At 71.9% G+C, this 23,191-nt stretch carries 19 protein-coding genes; 4 read left to right on the forward strand and 15 right to left on the reverse strand.

The annotated features are described in order from the left end of the window. Window positions 1-94: 94 nt before the first annotated feature. From ACFWV2_RS19395 to ACFWV2_RS19415, 5 genes are all read right to left on the reverse strand, one after another. Window positions 95-289 (reverse strand): acyl-CoA carboxylase subunit epsilon, encoded by a 195-nt coding sequence (locus ACFWV2_RS19395; RefSeq protein WP_384406216.1) that lies wholly within the window; start codon window positions 287-289, stop codon window positions 95-97. A 14-nt stretch (window positions 290-303) separates the two neighbouring features. After that, entirely contained in the window at window positions 304-1,887 is a 1,584-nt protein-coding gene (locus ACFWV2_RS19400) for an acyl-CoA carboxylase subunit beta (RefSeq protein WP_360786468.1), read from the reverse strand. Window positions 1,888-2,045: 158 nt separating this feature from the next. Further along, window positions 2,046-2,243, reverse strand: a complete 198-nt coding sequence (locus ACFWV2_RS19405; RefSeq protein ID WP_384406217.1) for a hypothetical protein — start codon at window positions 2,241-2,243, stop codon at window positions 2,046-2,048. Window positions 2,244-2,354: 111 nt separating this feature from the next. After that, entirely contained in the window at window positions 2,355-6,212 is a 3,858-nt protein-coding gene (locus ACFWV2_RS19410; protein ID WP_384406218.1) for an endo-alpha-N-acetylgalactosaminidase family protein, read from the reverse strand. A gap of 127 nt (window positions 6,213-6,339) precedes the next feature. Next, window positions 6,340-6,849, reverse strand: a complete 510-nt coding sequence (locus ACFWV2_RS19415; protein ID WP_384406254.1) for a hypothetical protein — start codon at window positions 6,847-6,849, stop codon at window positions 6,340-6,342. Between the two features lie 245 nt (window positions 6,850-7,094). Here ACFWV2_RS19415 and ACFWV2_RS19420 point away from each other — a divergent pair, with 245 nt between their 5' ends. Both ACFWV2_RS19420 and dnaN read left to right on the forward strand, forming a co-directional pair. Then, the gene (locus ACFWV2_RS19420) at window positions 7,095-7,706 is read left to right on the forward strand and encodes a YceI family protein (protein ID WP_384406219.1); all 612 of its coding nucleotides are present in this window, start codon (window positions 7,095-7,097) and stop codon (window positions 7,704-7,706) included. 190 nt (window positions 7,707-7,896) lie between these two features. Next, window positions 7,897-9,000, forward strand: coding sequence for a DNA polymerase III subunit beta (gene dnaN, locus ACFWV2_RS19425; RefSeq protein ID WP_384406220.1), 1,104 nt, complete (start codon window positions 7,897-7,899; stop codon window positions 8,998-9,000). Between the two features lie 18 nt (window positions 9,001-9,018). Here dnaN and ACFWV2_RS19430 read toward each other — a convergent pair whose 3' ends face one another. After that, window positions 9,019-10,377 carry a hypothetical protein gene (locus ACFWV2_RS19430; RefSeq protein WP_384406221.1) on the reverse strand — a complete coding sequence of 453 codons (1,359 nt, stop codon included), beginning with the start codon at window positions 10,375-10,377 and terminating at the stop codon, window positions 9,019-9,021. A gap of 99 nt (window positions 10,378-10,476) precedes the next feature. Then, window positions 10,477-12,093, reverse strand: a complete 1,617-nt coding sequence (cimA, locus tag ACFWV2_RS19435; protein WP_384406222.1) for a citramalate synthase — start codon at window positions 12,091-12,093, stop codon at window positions 10,477-10,479. 323 nt (window positions 12,094-12,416) lie between these two features. Between cimA and ACFWV2_RS19440 the strand changes: the two genes are divergently transcribed. After that, on the forward strand, window positions 12,417-13,355 hold the full coding sequence (locus ACFWV2_RS19440; RefSeq protein ID WP_384406223.1) for a hypothetical protein: 939 nt from the start codon (window positions 12,417-12,419) through the stop codon (window positions 13,353-13,355). Window positions 13,356-13,365: 10 nt separating this feature from the next. On the opposite strand, the gene ACFWV2_RS19445 is transcribed toward ACFWV2_RS19440, so the two are convergent. The 5 genes from ACFWV2_RS19445 to ureA form a co-directional block, all read right to left on the reverse strand. Next, on the reverse strand, window positions 13,366-14,697 hold the full coding sequence (locus tag ACFWV2_RS19445; protein ID WP_384406224.1) for an MFS transporter: 1,332 nt from the start codon (window positions 14,695-14,697) through the stop codon (window positions 13,366-13,368). Window positions 14,698-14,772: 75 nt separating this feature from the next. Beyond that, window positions 14,773-15,318 (reverse strand): TetR/AcrR family transcriptional regulator, encoded by a 546-nt coding sequence (locus ACFWV2_RS19450; RefSeq protein ID WP_384406255.1) that lies wholly within the window; start codon window positions 15,316-15,318, stop codon window positions 14,773-14,775. A gap of 113 nt (window positions 15,319-15,431) precedes the next feature. Continuing rightward, the gene (locus tag ACFWV2_RS19455; RefSeq protein WP_384406225.1) at window positions 15,432-16,448 is read right to left on the reverse strand and encodes an agmatine/peptidylarginine deiminase; all 1,017 of its coding nucleotides are present in this window, start codon (window positions 16,446-16,448) and stop codon (window positions 15,432-15,434) included. Window positions 16,449-16,467: 19 nt separating this feature from the next. Beyond that, complete coding sequence (locus ACFWV2_RS19460) at window positions 16,468-18,150, reverse strand: urease subunit alpha (protein ID WP_384406226.1); 1,683 nt, start codon at window positions 18,148-18,150, stop codon at window positions 16,468-16,470. Then, on the reverse strand, window positions 18,150-18,836 hold the full coding sequence (gene ureA / locus ACFWV2_RS19465; protein WP_384406227.1) for an urease subunit gamma: 687 nt from the start codon (window positions 18,834-18,836) through the stop codon (window positions 18,150-18,152). The genes ACFWV2_RS19460 and ureA overlap by 1 nt, the downstream gene beginning before the upstream one ends. Before the next feature lie 135 nt (window positions 18,837-18,971). Between ureA and ACFWV2_RS19470 the strand changes: the two genes are divergently transcribed. Further along, window positions 18,972-20,393 (forward strand): cytosine permease, encoded by a 1,422-nt coding sequence (locus tag ACFWV2_RS19470; RefSeq protein WP_384406228.1) that lies wholly within the window; start codon window positions 18,972-18,974, stop codon window positions 20,391-20,393. Between the two features lie 3 nt (window positions 20,394-20,396). Here ACFWV2_RS19470 and ACFWV2_RS19475 read toward each other — a convergent pair whose 3' ends face one another. From ACFWV2_RS19475 to ACFWV2_RS19485, 3 genes are all read right to left on the reverse strand, one after another. Next, window positions 20,397-21,503 carry a branched-chain amino acid aminotransferase gene (locus tag ACFWV2_RS19475; RefSeq protein WP_384406229.1) on the reverse strand — a complete coding sequence of 369 codons (1,107 nt, stop codon included), beginning with the start codon at window positions 21,501-21,503 and terminating at the stop codon, window positions 20,397-20,399. A 254-nt stretch (window positions 21,504-21,757) separates the two neighbouring features. After that, window positions 21,758-22,798, reverse strand: coding sequence for a 3-isopropylmalate dehydrogenase (locus ACFWV2_RS19480; protein WP_384406230.1), 1,041 nt, complete (start codon window positions 22,796-22,798; stop codon window positions 21,758-21,760). Window positions 22,799-22,878: 80 nt separating this feature from the next. Further along, window positions 22,879-23,010 (reverse strand): hypothetical protein, encoded by a 132-nt coding sequence (locus ACFWV2_RS19485; RefSeq protein ID WP_266897031.1) that lies wholly within the window; start codon window positions 23,008-23,010, stop codon window positions 22,879-22,881. Between the last annotated feature and the right edge of the window lie 181 nt (window positions 23,011-23,191).

The raw sequence follows: 23,191 nt of genomic DNA on the forward strand, positions 1-23,191 counted from the left end.
GCCGCGGGGCCTCTGCCGTGCTCCCGACGGGGGTCGCGGCACGCCGAAGGCCCCCGCTCCTGTGACGGAGCGGGGGCCTTCGGTACGGGCGCGGTCAGCGCCAGCTGTGCGGGGCGCGGAAGCCGTGCTCGCGCTCCAGGCGGCGCCAGCCGGCCGTGGTGCGGCCGTGGTGGCCCGCAGGCTCGGGCTGGGAGGCCGCGCGGGCGAGCAGCACCGCGGTGATGGCGGCGAGCTCCTCGGGGTCGGCGTGGCCCTTCTCGACGCGGAGAAGGTTGGCAGGGGTACTCACGTGGATGGCTCCTCTTACTGAGGCGGGTTGCCGTGCTTGCGGGACGGCAGGTCGGCGTGCTTGGTGCGGAGCATCGCGAGGGACCGGATGAGCACCTGGCGGGTGTCGGCCGGGTCGATGACGTCGTCGACCAGACCGCGCTCCGCCGCGTAGTACGGGTGCATCAGCTCGGCCTTGTACTCCTTGACCATGCGGCTGCGCATGGCCTCGGGGTCCTCGGCGTCCGCGATCTGCTTGCGGAAGATCACGTTGGCGGCGCCCTCGGCGCCCATGACCGCGATTTCGTTGGTGGGCCAGGCGTACGTCAGGTCGGCGCCGATGGACTGGGAGTCCATGACGATGTATGCGCCGCCGTAGGCCTTGCGCAGGATCAGGCTGATCCGGGGCACGGTCGCGTTGCAGTACGCGTAGAGCAGCTTGGCGCCGTGCCTGATGATTCCACCGTGCTCCTGGTCGACGCCCGGCAGGAAGCCGGGTACGTCCAGAAGGGTGATGATCGGGATGTTGAAGGCGTCACACATCTGCACGAAGCGCGCGGCCTTCTCGGAGGCCTCGATGTCGAGGACGCCGGCCAGCGTCTGGGGCTGGTTGGCGACGAGGCCGACGACCTGGCCGTCGAGCCGGGCGAGGGCGCAGATGATGTTGCGGGCCCAGCGCTCGTGGATCTCCAGGTAGTCGCCGTCGTCGACGAGCTCCTCGATGACCTTGTGCATGTCGTACGGGCGGTTGCCGTCGGCAGGCACGAGGTCGAGCAGGACCTCGGAGCGGCGGTCGGCCGGGTCCTCGGAGGCGACGGACGGCGGGTTCTCGCGGTTGTTCTGCGGGAGCATCGACAGGAGGTAGCGGACCTCCGCGATGCAGGTCTCCTCGTCGTCGTACGCGAAGTGGGAGACGCCGGAGACGCCCGCGTGGACGTCGGCGCCGCCGAGGCCGTTCTGGGTGATCTCCTCGCCGGTGACCGCCTTGACGACGTCCGGTCCCGTGATGAACATCTGCGAGGTCTCTCGGACCATGAACACGAAGTCGGTCAGCGCCGGGCTGTAGGCCGCGCCGCCCGCGCAGGGGCCGAGCATCACGGAGATCTGCGGGATGACACCCGAGGCGCGCGTGTTGCGCTGGAAGATGCCGCCGTAGCCGGCGAGCGCCGAGACGCCCTCCTGGATGCGGGCACCCGCGCCGTCGTTGAGCGAGACCAGCGGAGCGCCGGCCGCGATGGCCATGTCCATGATCTTGTGGATCTTCGTGGCGTGCGCCTCGCCGAGCGCGCCGCCGAAGATGCGGAAGTCGTGCGCGTACACGAAGACCGTCCGGCCCTCCACCGTGCCCCACCCGGTGATCACACCGTCGGTGTACGGCTTCTTCGCCTCCAGGCCGAAGCCCGAGGCGCGGTGCCGGCGCAGCTGCTCCACCTCGCTGAAGGAACCAGGGTCGAGCAGCAGCTCGATGCGCTCGCGCGCGGTCAGCTTGCCCTTCGCGTGCTGGGCCTCGGTCGCGCGGTCGCTCGGGCCGCGCAGGGCCTGCTCGCGCAGGACGTGCAGCTCGGCCACACGGCCACGGGCGTCAGCGGGCTCGCTCGGGATCTGGTCCACAACGGTCATGTACCGACCCTACGAAGTCGGACAAGAAAACCCCGCCGTCCACTCCGTACAGTCTCCCGTGTCGAATCCTGGCGAGGCTGGACAGAACGCGGCCCTGTCCAGCCCGAGTCAACAGCCAGACACCCCTCGTATTTGTAGGGTTGTCACATAGACCTTCGTCAGTGCCCTCCGACACCGGCTCGGAGGAGAACCTCGCAGCGGTGGGTGGCGCCCGCCGTACCGGGCGTGATCCGCAGCCGCAGCGAGGCTCCGGTCGCCGGCACCTCCACCGACGGGTCGTGGGCGAGCATCCGGCGGACCGGGCCGCGCCGGACCAGTTCGAGCGGCTGCCCGGTGCGGGGCGGTTCGGAGACCAAGCAGGTCGAGCACGGAGCGGCGGCGCCGGACGAGGACGCTCGCGGGGGCGAATCGATGAGCACGGCACAAGCCCGGCGAAGGCGCTTCCCGCCGGGCCCGCGCGCGTCCGGTCAGCCTCCGCAGTGGAAGCGGGCGTCGCCCCAGTCCGCGTGGTCGTTGCCGTTGCCGTCGCCGCCGTCGCCGACCACCAGGTCGACGTAGGAGGCGCCGGTGACGTCGGCGGTGAGCGCCCAGGCCGGGTCCGTGGCCCCGAGGACCGGGGACGTCACCTTCTCGGCGCCGTCCGCGAGCACGCTGAACCGGACGCTGCCCCGGGCGGTCTGGACGTCGTCCACGCCGACCTGGGCGGTGAGGGAGGTGCAGCGGCCGCCCAGGTAGTAGCGGACCGTGGCGGGGGCGTGGCTGCCCAGGCCCTTGGCGTACGTCACTCCCCCGATCCGCAGCGGGGAACCGTCGCCGGTGCCGGTCTCGCCGTTGGACCGGTCCCGCTCGACGGGTCCCCAGCCGTTGGCGGCGGACGTCCAGTCCAGGTCACTGGCCCAGCTGTCGGCGGTGGGCGGCGGGGGCAGGGTGCGGGCGGTGGTGGCGGCGGCGAGTTTCCGCTCCTCTCCGCCGAGGGCGTAGGTGAGGGAGGCGCCGAGGGGGTACGGCCGGTAGGGCGCGTCGACCGGCGGGGTGACCTGCCAGGTGGCGGTGGCCTTCCCGCCCGCCGCGACCGTGCCCAGGGAGACGGGGGCGGACGGCTGTGCGGTCCAGCCCTCGGGCAGTGCGAGGGCGACCCGTGCGCCGGTGACGTCGGTGGTCTCGTCGTTGCCGAAGGTGGCCGTGACCTGGTTCGGGCGGCCGGGCTCCAGGGTGTCGGGCGCGGTGACGGTGAGTGTGCCGCAGGCGGCGCGCTCGGCGGCCGGGCCCAGGTCGGTGACGGTGAAGGCGTCGAGGACGAAGTCGGCGCCGTCGGGCGCGTCACCGCGCTTGCGCAGGCCGGTCCAGGTGTCGCCGCAGCCGGCGGTGACGGTCTCGGAGAAGCGGCCGTCGGTCCTCTGCAGCCCGAGAGGGGTGCGGCGGGTCTCCACCGAGGTCCCGTTCGGACGGTCGTAGCCGGTGACCCACTCGTACGCGCCCGCGTGGCTGGACTGGTAGGCGTACTCCACCCGGTAGCTGTGGCCGTCCTTCATCGGGACGGTCCAGGGCGCGGTGCGGTAGACGAGTCCGCTGTTCTCGTCGTGGGACTTGAGGGACTCGGCGCCGCCGATGACGTCGTCGATCAGCTTCCCGTTCCAGCCGGCCTGGGTGTACGGGGCGTGGAGCTGGGCGATGTGGGTGCGCGGGTCGGTCGTACCGCCGGAGTCGCCCTTGAGGAAGGGGCCCCAGCCCTGGTCGACGGCCTCGAAGTCCTCGTACACCAGGGTTCCGGGCTTGGTGGCGGGGGCGTTGGCGACGATCCGTACGTCGTCGATCCGGACGGTGGCGGCGGTGCCGCCGACGGTCTGGATCATCAGGGGGGTGGCGCCGCCCGCGGGGGCCGTGAAGGTGACCTTGGCGCGCTGGAAGCGGGTGCCGTTCCAGTCGGAGGCGGCGACCCGGTCCTGGAGCGTGGACCGTTCGACGGTGACGGACCGGCCGCCCGCGGAGAGGGTGGTGGGCCGGGTCGCGCCGGCCTGGACCTCGATCAGGGCCGAGGCGGTGTAGCGCGCGCCGGGGACGAGGCCGGTGATCTGCTGGCGTACGGAGGCGGTGGCGGTGCCGGAGAGCTTCGCGCTGTTGCGGCCCTGGTCGTCGGTGTCACGGGTGACGGTTCCGGCCCTGGTCCAGCCGGTGAGCCTCGCGTCGTTGAAGCCGGGGTCCTTGACCGGGGTGCCCTGGCCCCAGCGCGGGGCGGGCTGGTCGGGGGCGCGGTCGGGGTGGAGCACGTACGGCTGCCCGGCGACGGCGTCGAGGGTGATCCGCCCGCCGGTCGGCCGCACGGTGGCGGTCTTCACGCGTCCGTTGTCGGTGAGCCTGTACACGGAGTACGAGCCGACACCGGCCGGGACGGCCCAACTGGTCGTACCACCGGTCTGGTTGTAGTGGTAGAGCTTCCTGCCGCCGTCCCAGGGGAGCAGGTAGTCCTCGCCGTCGAGGACCTTGCGGCCGTGCTCGTAGAAGGTGCGGCGGCCGTTCTCGACGGTCCCGCGGACGCCGCCGGTGAAGGTGAGGTCGTCGCCGGTCCAGCGGGTGATCCGCTGCTGCTGGAGGTACTTCGCGGGCAGGTTCCGCTGCCAGATGTTGGCGGTGAAGTCGTTCCAGTCGGTCTCGCCGGTCCAGCCCTCGAAGTCGACGAGCGCGGTCTGGCCGAGGACCGGGTGGTCGTTCCAGACGTCCTTCTCGCCGTTGCGGATGAAGCGGATGATCTGCGAGTTGAGGCCCTTGTTGGTGGCGCCGCCGTAGTCGAGGTCGTTGGCCCAGTGGGACCAGAGGGAGGACCGCTCGAACTTGTCCGACCACTCGGTGGCGACGTTCCAGCCCTGCGCCTGGACGGCCCGTACGGTCTCGTCGGCGATCCAGCCGTGGGTGTAGTAGACGTCGACGTAGAGCGTGGAGAGGTTCCGGTCGGTCTCGTCGCGGAGTTGCTCGAAGCGGCGGGCGAGGTCGCCGCTGTTGAGGTCGCGCCGCTGGTCGATGTAGTAGCTCTGGTTGAGCCAGTTCCAGCCGGGCCTGGTCCTGTCGACGAGGGTCTCGCTGAAGTTCTTCGCCTCGGGGTAGGACTCGGTGGCGTTGACGTGGACGCCGAAGTCCGCGCCCCACTTCCGTCCCTCCGCGAGGAGGACGTTGAGGTCGGCGAGGCCGCCGGCCCGCTTGTTGTAGTTGCCGCCGTAGTCGGGGTGTGCGGAGTCGTGGCCCTCGGAGCCGTACCCCTTGAGCAGCGCGAACTGGCCGAGTCCGTCGGTGGAGAGCGAGATCCGCTTGACGTCGTCGAGGGTGCGCAGGAAGGGGTGGGTGGCCTGGGAGGCGAAGTTGAACGGGATGTGGGCGACGACCCGGCCGGGGGTCTTCTCGCTGCCGGGGGCCTTGATCCCGATCGTCCGGAAGGCGACGGCGGCGTCCTGCCAGTCGGTGGCGCCGTCCGCGTTGGCGTCGGGGGTGACGACGACCTTGGCCCAGGGCAGGCCTTCGCCGCTCGCGGGCTTCGGCGCGCCCTCGCCGCGGTAGGTCCACTGGCCGGACCAGACGCCGACGCGGGTCTCGGTGCCGCTCCTGCGGGCCTGGTGCCAGAAGCGGGCGCCGTCGCGTGCGGACGCCCCGGACGGCTTGTCGTAGCTGGAGTTGGACTCGACGGCGGCGGCGAGCCGGCCGGTGTTCACCAGGGCGTAGGTCGCGCCGACCGGGGCGGCCTCGACGGCGGTCGCGTCGGTGACCCGCGCGAAGACGTCGGCGGTACGGGTGGAGTCCGGGTCGAGCCGGGTGAACGCGGTCGCGGCGCCGGGGTCCGCCGAGCCGACTGAGACCAGGTCGTGGCCGGGTATGTCGAGCGTGCCGACCCGGAAGTCCTCGGCGTCGCGGACGGCCGTCACCCGGAAGGTGGTGGTCCGCCCGTCGACGCTCAGGCTCGCGTCGATCTCGACGCCGGGCAGTTCGGGGAAGGTGAGGGTGTACGCGGCGGAGGTCGCGGTCAGGACTGGGGCGCCCTTGGCCTGGACGGCGCGGGCGGTGCCGTTGAGGACGACCCGGGCGACCGGGGCCGTACTGCCGAGGAGGCGGGCGCCGCTCGCGCGGTCGGTGTAGGAGAGGACGCGGGGGAAGTCCTCGGCGACGGCGACGGCGAGCTGCGAGGAGGCGATGACCGGGGTGGCGGCCGCGGCGGTCCCGGCGAGCGGCCCGGGACCCGTATCGCCCTCCGCCAGGGCGGGCCCGGCCAGGGCGAACACGGCGGACGAGGCGGCGACGAGCGCGCAGGCGGCACGGATTCTTCGCGAACGGGAGAGGGACATGCGCCTAGTTGGCCCCGGTCCGGAACCACCGTCAACGAGATCGCGCCGCGCGGGGCCCTCCAGTCCAAGAACCCCCTTCGGTTAGTCCAAGTGACCGTCGAAGGGGGCTCGTCGGGCTCGGTGGGGGTCAGCAGCCGCCGCAGTTGTAGAAGGTCACGTCCCAGTGGTTGCCCTCGTCGGCGTAGAGGTTGCCGGCGCCGGACTTCCACTGCGGGGAGCCGTCGCCGCGGACGCCGATGTAGGTGAAGGTGTTCTTGATGTAGTTGCCGACGCAGGTGTACTTGCTGAAGTCGAGCTTGTAGCCGTTCCAGTGCGAGTACGTGCCGCCGGCGTGGCCGGTCTCGGTGCCGCCGGTGATGTTGAGAGCGCAGCCGCTGGCGCTCTTGAGGGTCTGGGCGCCCTGGGCGGAGGCCAGGTTGAGCTGCTCGAAGGACGTGCACGTCGGGTTGGAGCGGTCCGAACAGCCGCCGGAGGAGGACCAGGTGATGCCGGAGTTCCGGAACATCGAGGTCGCGGTGGCGTGGCTGATCTTGGTCACCGCGTGGGCCTCGCCGGCGGCGGTGAGGACGCCGACGCCGGGTGCGAAGAGCGCGCCGAGGACGAGGGCGAGGGCGGTGAGGACGGAGCGGAGCTTCATCGGGGGTGCCTCCTGCTGGTGACCGTGACGGGGGTGGTCCTGGGGGTGCAGGTGGTGCTGGTGCTCGTCTCGCACGGGGATGATGCCGCAGTTCTACGCGCGTCCGCCAGAGGGCGTCGGGGTCCGGTGACGCCGTGAGGGTGAATATCTCCCGGAGATGTTGAATATTGAACGGAATGGGCCTAGAGTCGTTCTCGTTGAAGCTTCAACAACACGCTTCGACCCTCACCGACAAGGAGCACGTCATGGGCATCTTCAACCGCAAGAGCAACGAGTCCGCAGTCGCCGTCGCCACCCTCCCGGTCGACCCGGCCCTGGCCGCCCTGACCGGTGACTACACCATCGACCCCGCCCACAGCAGCATCGGCTTCACCGTGCGCCACGCCATGGTCACCAACGTGCGCGGCACCTTCGCCGAGCACGAGGGCATCCTCAGGCTCGACGGCGCCGACCCGGCGGCCTCCTCCGCCTCCATCGACGTCCGGATCGCCTCCGTCGACACCGGCATCGGCGACCGCGACGGCCACCTCCGCAGCGGCGACTTCTTCGACGCCGAGCAGTTCCCGCTGATGACCTTCCGCTCCACGAAGGCCGAGCAGCTGGGTGGCGACCTGTACCGGATCACCGGCGACCTCACCATCAAGGACGTCACCAAGCCGCTCTCCATCGACCTGGAGTTCAACGGCGCGGCCACCGACGTCTACGGCAACGAGCGCGTCGGCTTCGAGGGCTCCGCCGAGATCCTGCGCTCGGCATGGGGTCTGACCTGGAACGCCGCCCTGGAGACCGGTGGCGTGATGGTCAGCGACAAGGTGAAGCTGACCTTCGACATCTCCGCGATCAAGAACCCCGCCTGACCTCGGCCTCCCTTCGGTACCTCCGAATCGCTACGCACGAGTCGGCACCCCGCGAGCGCGCCCGCCCTCCGCAGCAGCGGAAGGCGGGCGCTCGGCGTCGACCCGGGGTTTACCAGGCGCGGCGGGCCGCCGCCTCGACCGCGACCGCAGGTCAAGGCCGTTGTCAGTGGGGGACGCTAGCGTCGGGGGCATGGAATTCCGTATCGACAGCGGCGTGTTGACCGATGCCGTGGCCTGGGCCGCGCGCGTCCTGCCGGCCCGCTCCCCCATGCCGGTCCTCGGCGGTCTGCTCCTGGAGGCCTCGGACGGGCGGCTGCGGGTCTCCGGACTCGACCACGAGGCCTCCGCCCGCATCGAGGTCGAGGCCGACACGGACGTCGAGGGGCGGGCGCTGGTCCTGGGCCGACGGCTGCTCGACATCTGCAAGGTGCTGCCCCGGGGCCGCACGGAACTCGCCGTCGAGGGCGCCCGGCTCTCGGTGACCTCCGGCGACGCCCGCTTCGGCCTGTCCCTGCTGCCGCTCGACGACTACCCGGCCCCGCCCGCGCTGCCCGAGGTCCGCGGTCTGGTGGACGGGGACGCCTTCGCCGCGGCCGTCGGCCAGGTGGCGGTGGCCGCCGGCCGGGACGACTCGCTGCCGGTCCTCACCGGGATACGGCTCGCCCTGGACGGGACGGCCATGACCCTGGCGGCCACCGACCGCTATCGCTACGCCGTCCGCACCCTGGAGTGGAAGCCGGAGGCCGACGCGCCGGGAGCGGACGCGGACGTCGTCGTGCCCGCCCGCCGCCTGACCGAGATCGCCCGCTCCCTGGCGGGCGCGGGTCCGGCCCGGCTCGCCCTCGACGGCGGCTCGGTCGGCTTCGAGAGCGCCGGCCTGCGCACCACCACCCGTCTGCTCGACGGGCGTCTGCCCCGCCACGACAAGCTGTTCGCGCTGGGCGACCCAGCCGTTGCGGTGACCGACCGGACGCCGCTGACCGAGGCCGTCAAGCGGGTCGCGGTCGTCGCCGAGGGCGACAGCCCGGTGCAGCTGACCTTCACGCCCACCGCGATCCACCTCCAGGCGGGGTACGAGGACGACATCGCCTCCCAGCACCTTCCGTCCACCCTCACGGGGACCGACACCCTGACGGTCGCCTTCAACCCGGGCTACCTCCTGGACGCGCTCACGTCGCTGGACTCCCCGGACGTCCACTTCCAGCTGCTGGGGCCCGGTCAGCGCGCCCTCCTCACCGACGGCCCGGGCGAAGCCCACCGTCATCTGCTGATGTCGGTGAAGCCGCTGGTCTGAGGAGCTGCCGGGCGCCGCTCAGAAGCCGCCCCCGCCGTCGAAGCCGCCGCCTCCGCCGAAGTCCCCGCCGCCGAATCCGCCCGAGTCACCGCCGCCGAAGTCACTGGATCCGAAGTCGCCCGAGCTGAAGTCGGCGCCCGAGAAGTCGCCGCCCTCGAATTCGCCGCCGCCGTACTCGGAGGCGTAGGCCGGGGTGGCGAGCATCGAGCCGAGGAGCGTGCCCATCAGGAGGCCGGGGAGGATGCCGCCGCCGAAGTAGCCGCCGGCCCAGGGGCCGTAGGCCGGGCCCGCCTCCCAGTAGGGGCGGCGTACTCCGTCGGCGTCGACCGTGCGGGTCATCGGGTCGAGGCCGTCGTCGAGTCGGGCCGCGTCCGCACCGCAGACCGGGACCTGGCGGGCGGCGCCGCCGGCCGGGGTCCAGGTGCGGTCCTCGATGGAGGGGCCGTGGCGCGGGTCGAAGAAGCAGGGGGCGCGGCGCTCGGGGAGCGGGCGGGACTCTCGGCGGGCGGCGAGGACCGCGAGGGAGTAGCGGCCGTCGTCCAGTGCCTGGGTGACCGCGCGGACGTCGTGGGGGTGTGCGGCGGAGGCCATGAGGGACTTCGCCTTGTCGTACGAGTCGAGGGCGCGTTCGTAGTCGCCGCGCATGGCGTCGTCGGCGCCGGTCTCGGCGGGGTGGAAGTCGAGGCGTTCGAGTTCCTCGCCGAAGGCGGTGATGTCCTCGTCGACGACGACCCGCAGCTTGTCGAGGGCCGCCCGCTCCTCGGCCTCCTTGCGGAGCCGCTTGCGGCGGACGACCGCGAAGGCGCCAGCGCCTCCGGCCGCCGCCACGGCGCCGAGCGTGATGAGTCCGCCGACGGGGACGCCGGAGTCGGTCTCGACGGAACCCCAGGAGGCGGGGGCGGAGCCGCGCAGGGTGGGCAGGGCCTGGTCGACGAAGTTGTCGAGTTCGGTGGCCGCGTCGACGCCGGGCTGGCGTACGGAGGTGACGAGGTTCCGCACGGCGTCGGGGGAGATCACGGAGCGGTCCGCCTGGGCGTTGAAGCCGTCGCCGAGCCGGATCGCGTAGAGGCCGGTGACACCGGTCCGGGTGCGCAGGTTCTGGAAGAGGTTCTCCGGCGGGAACTGGGCGTTCGCCGGCAGGACGGCCACGAAGAGCGGCTTGTCCGCGTCCTTGATCTTCTGGGCGAGGGCGTCCGCCTGGGCCTTCGACAGCTGGTCGGCGGCGCCCGGGTCGACGTACACCGGGCCCTGTTTCAGGGCCGCGGCCGCGTCGGCGATCCCCGTGGCCCTGGCGCCCGAGGAGGGGGCCAGGGCCAGGAGCATGAGCAGTATCAGCCCGGCGAGGGCCGAGAGTACGGAGAGCGGCCTGGTCCTCATGGTTCGACGCCTACCCGAACAGCGTCGAACTAGGCATAGACGGACTCTTCGGTACGAACTCTTCGCGCGGGTCCTTCACGCGGCCCCTGCCGGTACGAGCTATTCGGACGGTTCGATCCCCGCCCGGAGCACCCCGTAGGTGAAGGCGTCCTCCAGGGCCTGCCAGGAGGCGGCGATCACGTTCTCCCCGACGCCGACCGTCGACCACTCGCCGTTGCCGTCGCTGGTGGTGATCAGGACGCGGGTCGTGGACTCGGTGCCGTGGCGGCCCTCCAGGATGCGGACCTTGTAGTCGACCAGCTCGAACTTGGCGAGCTGCGGGTAGATCCGCTCCAGGGCGAGCCGCATCGCGCGGTCGAGCGCGTTGACGGGGCCGTTGCCCTCGGCGGTGGCGACGATCCGCTCGCCCTTGGCCCACAGCTTGACGGTGGCCTCGTTCGCGTGGGTGCCGTCGGGGCGGTCCTCGACGATCGCGCGCCAGGACTCCGTACGGAAGTAGCGGCGGGCGCGGCCCTCGACCTCCTCGCGCAGGAGCAGCTCGAAGGAGGCGTCGGCGGCCTCGTACGTGTAGCCCCGGAGTTCGCGCTCCTTGACCCGCTCGACGACCCGGGCGACGAGGTCGCGGTCGTCGCCGAGGTCGACGCCGAGTTCCTTGCCCTTGAGCTCGATGGAGGCGCGGCCGGCCATGTCGGAGACGAGCATCCGCATGGTGTTGCCGACCAGCTCGGGGTCGATGTGCTGGTAGAGGTCGGGGTCGACCTTGATCGCGGAGGCGTGGAGTCCGGCCTTGTGGGCGAAGGCGGAGACGCCGACGTACGGCTGGTGGGTGGAGGGGGTGAGGTTGACGACCTCGGCGATGGCGTGCGAGATGCGGGTCATCTCGGCGAGGGCGCCGTCGGGCAGCACCTTCTTGCCGTACTTGAGCTCCAGGGCCGCGACGACGGGGAAGAGGTTGGCGTTGCCGACCCGCTCCCCGTAGCCGTTGGCGGTGCACTGGACGTGGGTGGCGCCGGCGTCGACGGCGGCGAGGGTGTTGGCGACGGCGCAGCCGGTGTCGTCCTGGGCGTGGATGCCGAGGCGGGCCCCGGTGTCGGCGAGGACGGTGGCGACGACGGCCTGGATCTGGGCCGGCAGCATGCCGCCGTTGGTGTCGCACAGGATGACGACGTCGGCACCGGCCTCGTGCGCGGCGCGGACGACGGCCTTGGCGTAGTCGGGGTTGGCCTTGTAGCCGTCGAAGAAGTGCTCGCAGTCGACGAAGACGCGGCGGCCCTGGGAGCGCAGGTGGGCGACGGTGTCGCGGACCATCTCCAGGTTCTCGTCGAGGGTGGTGCGCAGGGCGAGTTCGACGTGCCGGTCGTGGGACTTGGCGACCAGCGTGATGACGGGGGCGCCGGAGTCGAGGAGGGCCTTGACCTGCGGGTCCTCGGCGGCGTCGCCGCCCGCCCTGCGGGTGGCGCCGAACGCGACGAGCTGCGCGTTCTTGAACGCGATCTCCTGCGTGGCGCGGGCGAAGAACTCCGTGTCGCGCGGGTTGGCGCCGGGCCAGCCGCCCTCGATGAAGCGCACACCGAACTCGTCGAGGTGCCGGGCGATGGTCAGCTTGTCCGCGACGGTGAGGTTGATGCCTTCACGCTGCGCCCCGTCGCGCAGCGTGGTGTCGAAGACATGGAAGCTGTCGTCGAGGCGCGAGCTCTCGGCGTTCTCCGTGGTCATGACTGTGATGGCTCCTGTCGGATGTGGCTCCGGAAGGTCTGGATCCACTTGCCCCCATTCTCACGCGTCGTCCGCTTCCGGCATGGGTGGGGCCGGAAAACGAAAAAACCCCTCGCGGGTGCGAGAGGTCTGCGCGCGGGTCTGGGGCACGGTGTCCACTGCCGCGGGGGTCGAGCCGCGTTTCAGTGGCCACTGCGGACCGGCGCGCCGCTGCCGATAATCATCGTGGTAGCAGGCACGCCGGAAGTCTGACACAGCCGCGCGAGTGACAGCAGTACGGTCTCAGGATGCGGGCGGCGGCGCCGGTGGTACGGATCATCCGCGTGAACACACCACCACCTTCCGGGCCCCCGTCGGGGCCGCCGTCCGGACCCCCGTCGGGCCCGCCTCCCGGACCGCTCCAGCCGCCCTCGCCCGAGCCCGACCCCGAGCACGAGCGCGGCTCCGGGGCCGGGCGCCCCACCGGCCCGGACTCCGGGTCCACCGCGCGGCCCTCGTCCTCCCCCGGAGGAGGCGGCCGCCGTCTCGCCCTGATCGCCGTCGGCGCGGTGCTGGTGGCGGCGGCACTGGGCGTCGGCCTGGTCGCCCTCCTCGGCGGGGGCGACGACGACAGCCCCACGACGGCGAGCTCGCCGACCCCGGCGGCGTCGAGCCCGCCCGCCGACTCATCCGCCTCCCGCGCGCGGGCACGCGCCCTGGCCGAGCGTGTGGCCATGACCCCGGAGGACTGGGGGGCCGGCTACACGAAGGGCGACCCGTACGAGCGGGGCCCGGCGGGCGAGTACGAGGTAGGGCAGGACTGCAAGGGTTACGACCGGGCGGCCAGGTCGGGCACGCTGGCCGCGATCACCCGCACCGTGCAGAGCAGCCGGTCGACTCTCTACTCGACCACAGAGGTCCGGGTCTTCGTGGACGCGGAGACGGCCGAGGCGTACGTCGACAGCGCGGAGGACACCACGCGCCGCTGCCCGACGCAGCAGTCCCGCAAGACGCGCTGGTCCTCGGTCCGCCAGGCCGCGGCGCCCGAGGTGACGGGACTCGATCAGGCGGTGGCCGAGGAGGGGACCCTGACGGCGGACGCCGACGGCACCGAGACCGATCTCCCCTATGTCCAGTACACGGGCCGGACGGGCGACACCGTGGTGAGCGTGCTCGCCTACGAGACCCGTGCCGACGCCGCGGCCCTGGGCCCGCGCGCCAGGGGCGTCCTCCAGAAGCTCCAGCAGCGGGTGGAGAGCGCCCGCGCGGGCGCGAGCCCGTGAGCCGGGGCGGTCAGACGGCGGGGGCCGACGCCTTCTCCTGTTCGCCGGCCCGCTCCGGCCTCCTCGCCCCGATCCGCCCCAGATCGATGTCGCGGGTCTCCCGCATCGTGAGGTAGACGACCAGCGAGACGGCCGCGCAGCCCGCCACGTACCAGAAGAAGCCCGATTCGATGCCGGCGTCCTTGAACCAGAGCGCCACGTATTCGGCGGTGCCGCCGAAGAGGGCGTTGGCGACGGCGTACGGCAGGGCGACGCCCAGGGCGCGGATGCCGGTGGGGAAGAGCTCGGCCTTCACGCAGGCGTTGATGGAGGTGTAGCCGGTGATGACGACGAGGGCGAGGAGGGAGAGCCCGAGAGCCGGCCAGAAGGAGCCCGCGTGCCGCATCATCGTCATGATCGGCACGGTGAGCAGGGTGGAGCCCACGGCGAAGGTGATGAGGAGCGGCCGGCGGCCGACCCGGTCGGAGAGGGCGCCGGCCAGCGGCTGGAGGCAGGCGAAGACGATCAGGGCGCAGAAGGAGACCAGGGTCGCGGTCTGCTTGGGGAGTCCGGCGGAGTTGGACAGGTACTTGGTGAGGTAGGTGGTGTACGTGTAGTAGGCCACCGTCCCTCCCATGGTGAGCGCGACGACGAGGAAGGCCTCGCGCCGATGCGCCCAGAGCGCCGTGAGGGTGCCCTTCTGGTCGCTCGCGACCGCGTCGTCGGCGGTCGCCTCGTACACCTCGGTCTCCAGCATGGTGCGGCGCAGGTAGAAGACGACGGCCGCGCCGAGGGCGCCGATGACGAACGGGATGCGCCAGCCCCAGCTGTGCAGGGCCTCGCTGGACAGGGTGTGCTGGAGGACGAGCAGCAGGCCGAGCCCGAGGATCTGGCCGACGGTCATCGAGACGTACTGGAAGCTGGAGGCGAAGCCGCGGTGCTTCGGGGCGGAGGCCTCGGTGAGATAGGTGGCGCTGGCGGCGTACTCGCCGCCGACGGAGAGCCCCTGGAGGAGGCGGGCGACCAGGAGGACGGCGGCGCCGCCGTATCCCGCGACGGCGTAGGTGGGCGCGATCGCGATGAGGAGCGCCGAGGCGGACATCAGGGTGACGGTGAGGGTGAGGGCGGCCTTGCGCCCCTTGCGGTCGCCGACCCGGCCGAGGAGCCATCCGCCGACGGGCCGCATGAAGAAGCCGACGGCGAAGATGCCGGCGGTGTTCATGAGTTTGGCGGTGTCGTTGCCCTCGGGGAAGAAGGCGCCGGCGAAGTAGGTGGCGAAGCTCGCGTACACGAACCAGTCGAACCACTCGACCATGTTGCCGGCCGACCCGACCCAGATCTTCTTCCAGTGCTCTCGTCCCATGGTCCGAAACCGTGCCGGACCCGCCGCGCGCGTCACAAGGTCACGGCGGGCAACGATCGGGAGTACTTGCGTGCGTTACGGTCGCGAGATCAGGGTTTCGGAGATGAACTCCCTCACGTGGGCGAGGACTTGATCCCGCCCCGTGCCCGGGATGCCGACGGCGACGTGCACGCTGAAGCCGTCGAGCAGGGCCCGCATCCGGGCCGCGAAACGGTCGGGGTCGACCGCGCGGAACTCCCCGCGCGAGACTCCCTCGGCGAGGATCGCTACCAGGTCCCGGTGCCAGGCGCCCTCGATGGCGGCCTGCCGGGCGCGGGCGTCGTCGTCGGCGTTCTGCGACCGGTTCCAGACCTCCAGCCACAGCGTCCAGTGCGGGTCGCGCGGCCCGTCGGGCACGTACACGTCGACGTACCCGTCGAGCCGCTCGCGGGCGGTCCCGGGGCCGGAGAGCAGCGCGCTCCGCTCGGCCCCGAGCCGTCCCTCGCTCCACTCCAGGGTCCGGAGCAGCAGCTCGTCCTTGGTGCGGAAGTAGTAGAGGAGGTGCCCGCTGCTCATGCCGACCTGCCGCCCGAGCCCGGCCATCGTCAGGCCGTCGAGCCCCCGTTCGGCGATCGTGCCCATGGCGGCGGCGAGCACGTCCTCCCGGGGCGGGGCGGACTGGTTGCGCCGGCGGGGGTGGGGCGGGGGGCTGCTGCTCTGACTCACTCGTACGTTCTACCGTATGCCCGCGCGGCTCAGACCTTCGGCTGCTGCTGGGTGATGCAGTGGATGCCGCCCCCACCTGCGAAGATCGCCCGCGCGTCGACGAGGACGACCTCGCGCTCGGGGAAGAGGCGGCGGAAGATCTCGGCGGCGAGTTCGTCGTGGGGGTCGTCGAAGGCGCAGAGGACCACGCCGCCGTTGCACAGGTAGTGGTTGATGTAGGAGTAGTCGACCCAGTCGCCCTCCTCGTCCGTGAGGACGGTCGGGGCCGGGATCTCGACGACCTCCAGGGGGCGGCCCTGGGCGTCCGTCTGCCCGCGCAGGATGTTCACGTACATCCGGGACCGCTCGTAGTCGGGGTGGGTCGGGTTCTGCTGGCTGTGGACGAGGACGGTGCCGGGGCGGGCGAAGGCGGCGACGATGTCGACGTGACCCTGGGTGCCGTAGAGGCCGTAGTCGCCGGTGAGGCCGTTGGGGAGCCAGATCGCCTTCGTCGTGCCGAGCTTGGCGTGGATCTCGTTCTCGACCTGTTCGCGGGTCCACTCGGGGTTGCGGCCCGGGCCGAGCTGGACGGTGTCGGTGAGGAGGACCGTGCCCTCGCCGTCGACGTGGATGGCACCGCCCTCGTTGACGAGGGGGGAGGTGAGCACGGGGACCTCCGCGAGGTCCGCGACATGGCGGGCGATCTTGGAGTCGTGCTCCCAGCGGGCCCAGTCCTGGGCGCCCCAGCCGTTGAACACCCAGTCGACGGCGGCCAGTTCGGTGCCGTTCGTGACGAAGGTGGGGCCGATGTCCCGCATCCAGGCGTCGTCGAGGTCCCGCTCGACCAGGTCGACGTCCGGGCCGACGAGGGTGCGGGCCGACTCCGCGTCGCCGGGGGCGACGACCAGCGTGACCGGCTCGAAACGGCGGACGGCGCGGGCCACCGACGCCCAGGCGGCGCGGGCCTCGGCGAGTTCGTCCGCGTCGGTGAAGGTGGGGTTGGGGCTGGGCCAGGCCATCCAGGTGCGCTCGTGCGGCGTCCACTCGGCGGGCATGCGGTAGGTCATCGGAGAGTCCTAAGGAAGGTCAGAGGAAGTAGAGGCGGTTGAGGGAGACGGAGTCGACCGCCTCGGAGCGGATCGGGGCGCCGTCGAGCGAGACGAGGCCCGTGCGGTCGTCGACCTGGACGTCTCCGACCCGTGAGTTGAGCAGCAGGTCCGCCGGGCCGATGCCGCGGGTGCCGCGCACGGGGACGCGGCGGCGCCGGGTCGGCATCCTGTCGGCGCCGAGGTCGACGGCGGCCCGGGCGACGAACGCGACCGAGAGGTCGGCGGCCGTGGCTCCGTGCCCGCCGAACAGCGGGCCGAGGACGAGCGGTTCACAGGTGTCGGTGGCGGCGTTGGGATCGCCCACGACCCCCCACGCGGGGAAGCCGGACTTGAGCACCAGCTGCGGCTTGGCGCCGAAGTACTCGGGCCGCCACAGCACGATGTCGGCCAGCTTCCCGGTCTCGATCGAGCCGATCTCGTGGTCGAGGCCGTGGGCGATCGCCGGGTTGACGGTGAGCTTGGCCAGGTAGCGCAGGACGCGCGCGTTGTCGTCGTGCGGGCCGTCGCCCTCCATCGGTCCGAGCTCGGCCTTCATCTTCCCGGCCATGGCGAAGGTCCGGCGTACGGTCTCGCCGGCCCTTCCCATCCCCTGCGCGTCGGAGGAGGTGATCCCGATCGCGCCGAGGTCGTGCAGGACGTCCTCCGCGCCCATCGTCCCGGCCCGGATCCGGTCGCGCGCCATGGCGGCGTCACCGGGGAGGTCGGTCTTCAGGTCGTGGACGGAGACGATCATCCCGTAGTGCTCGGCGACGGCGTCGCGGCCGAACGGGAGCGTGGGGTTGGTGGAGGAGCCGATGACGTTCGGCACGCCCGCCATCTTGAGGACGTTGGGTACGTGCCCGCCGCCGCAGCCCTCGATGTGGAAGGCGTGGATCGTGCGGCCGTCCAGGACGCGGAGGGTGTCCTCCACGGACAGGCACTCGTTGAGGCCGTCGCTGTGCAGGGCGACCTGCACGTCGTGCTCCTCGGCGACCCGCAGCGCCGTGTCGAGGGCGCGCGTGTGGGCGCCCATGTCCTCGTGGACCTTGAAGCCGGAGGCCCCGCCCTCCGCGAGGGCCTCGACCAGCGGGGCCGGGTCGGAGGACGAGCCGCGGGCGAGGAAGCCGATGTTGACGGGCCAGGCGTCGAAGGAGTTGAACGCGTGGCGCAGCGCCCAGGGCGAGTTGACGCCCACGCCCCACACGGGGCCGAACTCCTGCCCGATGACGGTGGTGACGCCGCTGGCGAGCGAGGCCTCCATGATGCGGGGCGACAGCAGGTGGACGTGGGTGTCGACGGCTCCGGCGGTGGCGATGAGGCCCTCGCCGGAGACGATCGAGGTGCCGGTGCCGACGACGACGTCGACGCCGTCGAGGGTGTCGGGGTTGCCGGCCCTGCCGATGGCGTGGATCCGGCCCTCGCGGATGCCGATGGACACCTTGCGGATGCCCAGGACGGCGTCGATCACGAGGACGTTGCTGATGACGACGTCACAGGTCTCGCGGACGGCGGCGGCCTTCAGGTGCAGTCCGTCGCGTGCCGTCTTGCCGAAGCCCGCGAGGAACTCGTCGCCGGGCTTCTGGGAGTCCGACTCGACCCGGACGACGAGCCCGGAGTCGCCCAGGACGACCCGGTCACCGGCGCGCGGGCCGTGCACGGATGCGTACTCGTACGGGTCCATCAGTTGCCCTCGATTCCCAGGTAGCCGCATGCCCGCGCCCTGCGCAGGGCTTCTTCCTTCGCGCCGGGCGCGTCCAGCGGGCCGTCGACCAGGCCCGCGAAGCCGATGGCGACACGGGCGCCGCCGATCGGCACGAGCCCGACCTCGGCCTCGCCGCCCGGGTCGAAGCGGAAGGAGGCACCGGCCGGGATGGCGAGCCGCATGCCGTAGGTGGCGGCCCGGTCGAAGGCGAGGCGCGGGTTGACCTCGAAGAAGTGGAAGTGGGAGGTGACGCTCACCGGGACGGTGGCCGTGTTCCGCACGCGCAGGGTGAGCGCGGGCTCGGCTTCCTCGCGCCCGGGGCCGGGCAGCAGCGCGCCGGGCGCCGCGTCCCCCAGACCGCCGCCACCGATCGGGTCGGAGACGACCGCGAGCCGGGAGCCGTCGTCGAACACCGCCTCGACATGGATCTCGGTGACCACGTCGGCGACACCGGGCAGCACGTCGTCGGGGCCGAGGACCGAGCGGGCGGCGGCGATCGCCTCGGCGAGCCGCCTGCCGTCGCGGGCCGCCTCGCAGACCGTGTCCGCGATGAGCGCGGTCGCCTCGGGGACATTGAGCCGCAGGCCCCGGGCCCGGCGGGCACGGGCGAGCTCGGCGGCCCCGAAGAGCAGCAGCCGGTCGCGTTCCGTGGGGGTCAGTCGCACGTCCGAAACACCTCCTGTTTGAGCGCCACTCTAAATGCTGAGACGCTAGGTTCCAAGCATTGACGCGGGGGACGACCACAGGTCACATTGAGCGCCACTCTAAATCGTCCGCCGCTCCCGTCCCCAGGAGACCCCATGCCGATAGAACAGCGCGGAGTCGACACGATCCCCGAGGCCGAACGCACCAGCGGCCCCCGCGACCTCGTCGCGATCCTGCTCGGATCGAACCTGTGCCTGGGGGTGATCGTCTTCGGCTGGCTCCCCGTCTCCTTCGGCCTCGGCCTGTGGGGCTCGGTGACCTCCGTCGTCGCCGGCACCCTCGTCGGAGTCGCCGTCACCGCGCCGCTCGCGCTCGTGTCGCTGCGCACCGCGACCAATCTCTCCACCTCGTCCGGCGCCTTCTTCGGCGTCCGCGGCCGGCTCGTCGGCTCGGTGGTCGGCCTGCTGCTCTCACTCGGCTACACCGCGCTGACCCTCTGGATCGGCGGCGACGTCATGGTGGGCACCCTGGCACGGCTGGTCGGCCTGCCGACCGGCGGCGCCACCCACGCCGCCGTCTACGCGCTGCTCGCCGCCTGCACGGCCGTCGCCGCGGTGTACGGCTACCGGCTGCTGCTCAGGCTGAGCAAGGCCCTCGCCCTCGGCATGACCGTCCTCCTCGCCGTGGGCCTCTTCGCCTACGCGGGGGACTTCACCGCGGCGGCGGTGCCGGACACCCCGTACCTGCTCGGCTCCTTCTGGCCGACGTGGCTGCTCTCGGCGGTGGCCGCGGGACTCAGCGGACCGGTCGCCTTCATCACCCTGCTCGGCGACTACACCCGGTACGTCTCCCCCGAGCGGCACCGAGCGGCGAAGGTCTGGCGGGCCACCTGTCTGGGCCTGGTCGTCGGGCTGCTCATCCCCCAGCTCTTCGGTACGTACACGGCCCTCTCCGCCCGGGGTGCCCTCGACTACGCGGGGCCGCTCGTCGCCGCCTCCCCCGCCTGGTACCTGGTCCCGCTCCTGATCGCGGCCACGGCCGGCTCCGTCGGCAACGCCGGTCTGATGCTGTACTCGATGGGGCTCGACCTGGACGCGATCCTGCCGAGGGCCACCCGGGCCCGCGCCACCCTCGTGGTGGCCGCCGTGGCGACCGTCTTCGTCTTCCTCGGCCACTTCGCGTCGGACGCGCAGACGGCGATGACCTCGTTCGTGCTGCTCCTCACGGCCATCGGCACGCCCTGGGCGGTGATCACCCTGATCGGCCACGCCCGGTGCGGCGGGGCGTACGACCCGGAGGCCCTCCAGGTCTACAACCGCCGTGCGCACGGCGGGATCTACTGGTACGCGGCGGGCTGGCACCCGCGCGCCACCGCCTCCTGGGCGATCGGCGCGGCGGTCGGCCTGGCCTCGGTGTCGACACCCCTCTACGAGGGGCCGCTGCTCGCCCTGACGGGCGGGATCGACTGCAGCTTCGTGCTGTCGGGGATCGTGGGCGGCGCGCTGTACGCCGTACTGACACCGAACAGGGCTTCCGGGACCGTGACGGCCCCGGAAGCCCTGGCGACGACGGAGTAGGCCCTAGCCCAGCTCGTGCATCCAGCCGTGGACGTCCTCGGCCTTGCCGGTCTGGACGGCGAGCAGCGCCTCGCGCAGCTTCATCGTGACCTCGCCGGGCTCGCCGCCCGACTGCTGCCACTCGCCCCGCTCGCACTTGACCGTGCCGACCGGGGTGATCACGGCGGCGGTGCCGCAGGCGAAGACCTCGGTCAGGGTGCCGTTCTCGGTGTCGGCCTGCCACTGGTCGATCGAGACACGGGCCTCCACCGGCTCCAGGCCGAGGTCAGCCGCCATCGTGAGCAGCGAGTCACGGGTGATGCCGGCGAGCAGCGAACCGGTGAGGGTGGGGGTGACCAGCCGGGGCTTCCGGTCACCCTCGGCGGCGTACACGAAGTACAGGTTCATGCCGCCGAGCTCCTCGACCCACTTGTGCTCCACGGCGTCGAGGTAGGCGACCTGGTCGCAGCCCTTCGCGATGGCCTCGGCCTGCGCGAGCAGGGAGGCCGCGTAGTTGCCGCCGGTCTTGGCGTCACCCATGCCGCCGGGGACGGCGCGGACGCGGTTCTCGGAGAGCCAGATGGAGACGGGCTTCACCCCGCCGGGGAAGTACGGGCCCGCCGGGGAGGCGATGACCACGAAGAGGTACTCGTTGGCCGGGCGGACCCCGAGGCCGACCTCGGTCGCGATCATGAACGGGCGCAGGTAGAGCGAGGCCTCGCCGCCGTGCTCCGGGACCCACGCCTTGTCCTGCTGGACGAGCACGTCACAGGCCTCGACGAAGGTCTCGACGGGCAGCTCCGGCATGGCGAGGCGGTGCGCGGAGGCCTGGAAGCGGCGCGCGTTGGCGTCCGGGCGGAAGCTGGCGACCGAGCCGTCGGGGCGGCGGTATGCCTTGAGGCCCTCGAAGATCTCCTGCGCGTAGTGCAGGACGTTCGTCGCCGGGTCCAGGTGCAGCGGGCCGTACGGCACCAGCTGACCGTCGTGCCATCCCCGGCCCTCGGTCCACCGGATGGTGACCATGTGGTCGGTGAAGTGGCGGCCGAATCCGGGGTCGGCCAGGATCGCTTCGCGCTCCGCGTCGGACAGCGGGCTGGCTGAGGGCTTGAGCTCGATCGTGGGCGTCGTCATGAGTGCGTGTCCTTCACCGGTTGTGTGGGGAGGACCGCGCTCACGCCTCAGTCATCGACCGAGGTCCATGACTGGGGACGTCCGAGCATGCCCGCATGCCGCGGCCCCACGTCCGATTATCGCCCGCGGGGACCGGTGCACGAAACGGGTGAACGCGGTCCAGGATTCGATGGTGGCACCCCGCGACCGCACAGGTACAGCCGCCGGGTGCAGGTGCGACCCGGCGGCTGCTGTCGGATGACAGTCGGCGCGGGTCAGCTCGCTACTCGCGCGGCGAGCGCGTCGCCGATCTCGTCCGTCGTGCGGACGGCCGTACCGCGCTCGGTGAGGTCGGCGGCGACGGCGGTCTCGACCCGGGCGGCCTCGGCCTCGTAGCCGAGGTGGCGCAGCAGGAGGGCGACGGAGAGGACGGTGGCCGTGGGGTCGGCCTTGCCCTGGCCCGCGATGTCCGGCGCGGAGCCGTGGACCGGCTCGAACATCGAGGGGAACTCGCCGCTCGGGTTGATGTTGCCGGAGGCGGCGACGCCGATGCCGCCGGAGACGGCGGCGGCGAGGTCGGTGATGATGTCGCCGAAGAGGTTGTCGGTGACGATGACGTCGAAGCGGGCCGGGTCGGTGACGAGGAAGATCGTCGCGGCGTCGACGTGCAGGTAGTCGGTGGTGACCTCGGGGAACTCCCGGGCGACCTTCTGGAAGATGTTCGTCCAGAGGTGGCCGGCGAAGGTCAGCACGTTGTTCTTGTGGACCAGCGTCAGCTTCTTGCGCGGGCGGGCCTGGGCGCGGGTGAAGGCGTCCCGGACGACCCGCTCCACACCGAAGGCGGTGTTGACCGAGACCTCGGTGGCGACCTCGTGCGGGGTGCCCTTGCGGATGGTGCCGCCGTTGCCCGTGTACGGGCCCTCGGTGCCCTCGCGGACCACGACGAAGTCGATCTCGGGCTGCCCGGCGAGCGGGGTCGCGACGCCGGGGAGCAGCTTCGAGGGACGCAGGTTTACGTGGTGGTCGAAGGCGAAGCGGAGCTTCAGCAGGAAGCCGCGCTCCAGGACGCCTGAGGGCACCGACGGGTCGCCGATGGCGCCGAGCAGGATGGCGTCGTGCTTCTTGAGGGAGTCGAGGTCGGCGTCGGTGAGGGTCTCACCGGTGGCGTGGTAGCGCTTGGCGCCGAAGTCGTACTCCTCCGTCTCCAGCTTCACGTCCTGGGGAAGGACGGCCGCGAGGATCTTGAGGCCCTGGGCCACGACCTCCTGGCCGATGCCGTCGCCGGGAATGACTGCGAGATTGATGCTGTGAGACATGTCGGCACCCTACTCTTCGTCCCATCGTCTGACACGGCACGTCCACCATGTGGACGAACCGCCATGTCGGACGGGAGGGGTCAGTGGCCGGTGGAGCCGCCGTTGTCACGGCGGTCGAGTGCGCGCTGGAGGGCGGCGGCGGCGTTCTGGCGGGCCTCGTCGCTGGGACGGTTGGCGGAGTGGCGGACGCGGGGGGCGGTCTGGGTGGCCATGAGGGATCGACTCCTTGAGATCAGTGGTGATCGGCGGGATCAGCGGGGATCCACGGGTGGGGAGATCAGTGGTGATCGAAGGCGCCGGCAGGGGCGGGGAGCGCCGCCGCAGGGGTTACCTGCACAGGGGCATCGCGCTCTCGGCCGCCATTCGCTGATGAAGCGAGACGTTCGGCTCCTA

Origin of the sequence: Streptomyces sp. NPDC058671 (genome assembly GCF_042716475.1) — a bacterium.
Lineage (GTDB): Bacteria > Actinomycetota > Actinomycetes > Streptomycetales > Streptomycetaceae > Streptomyces.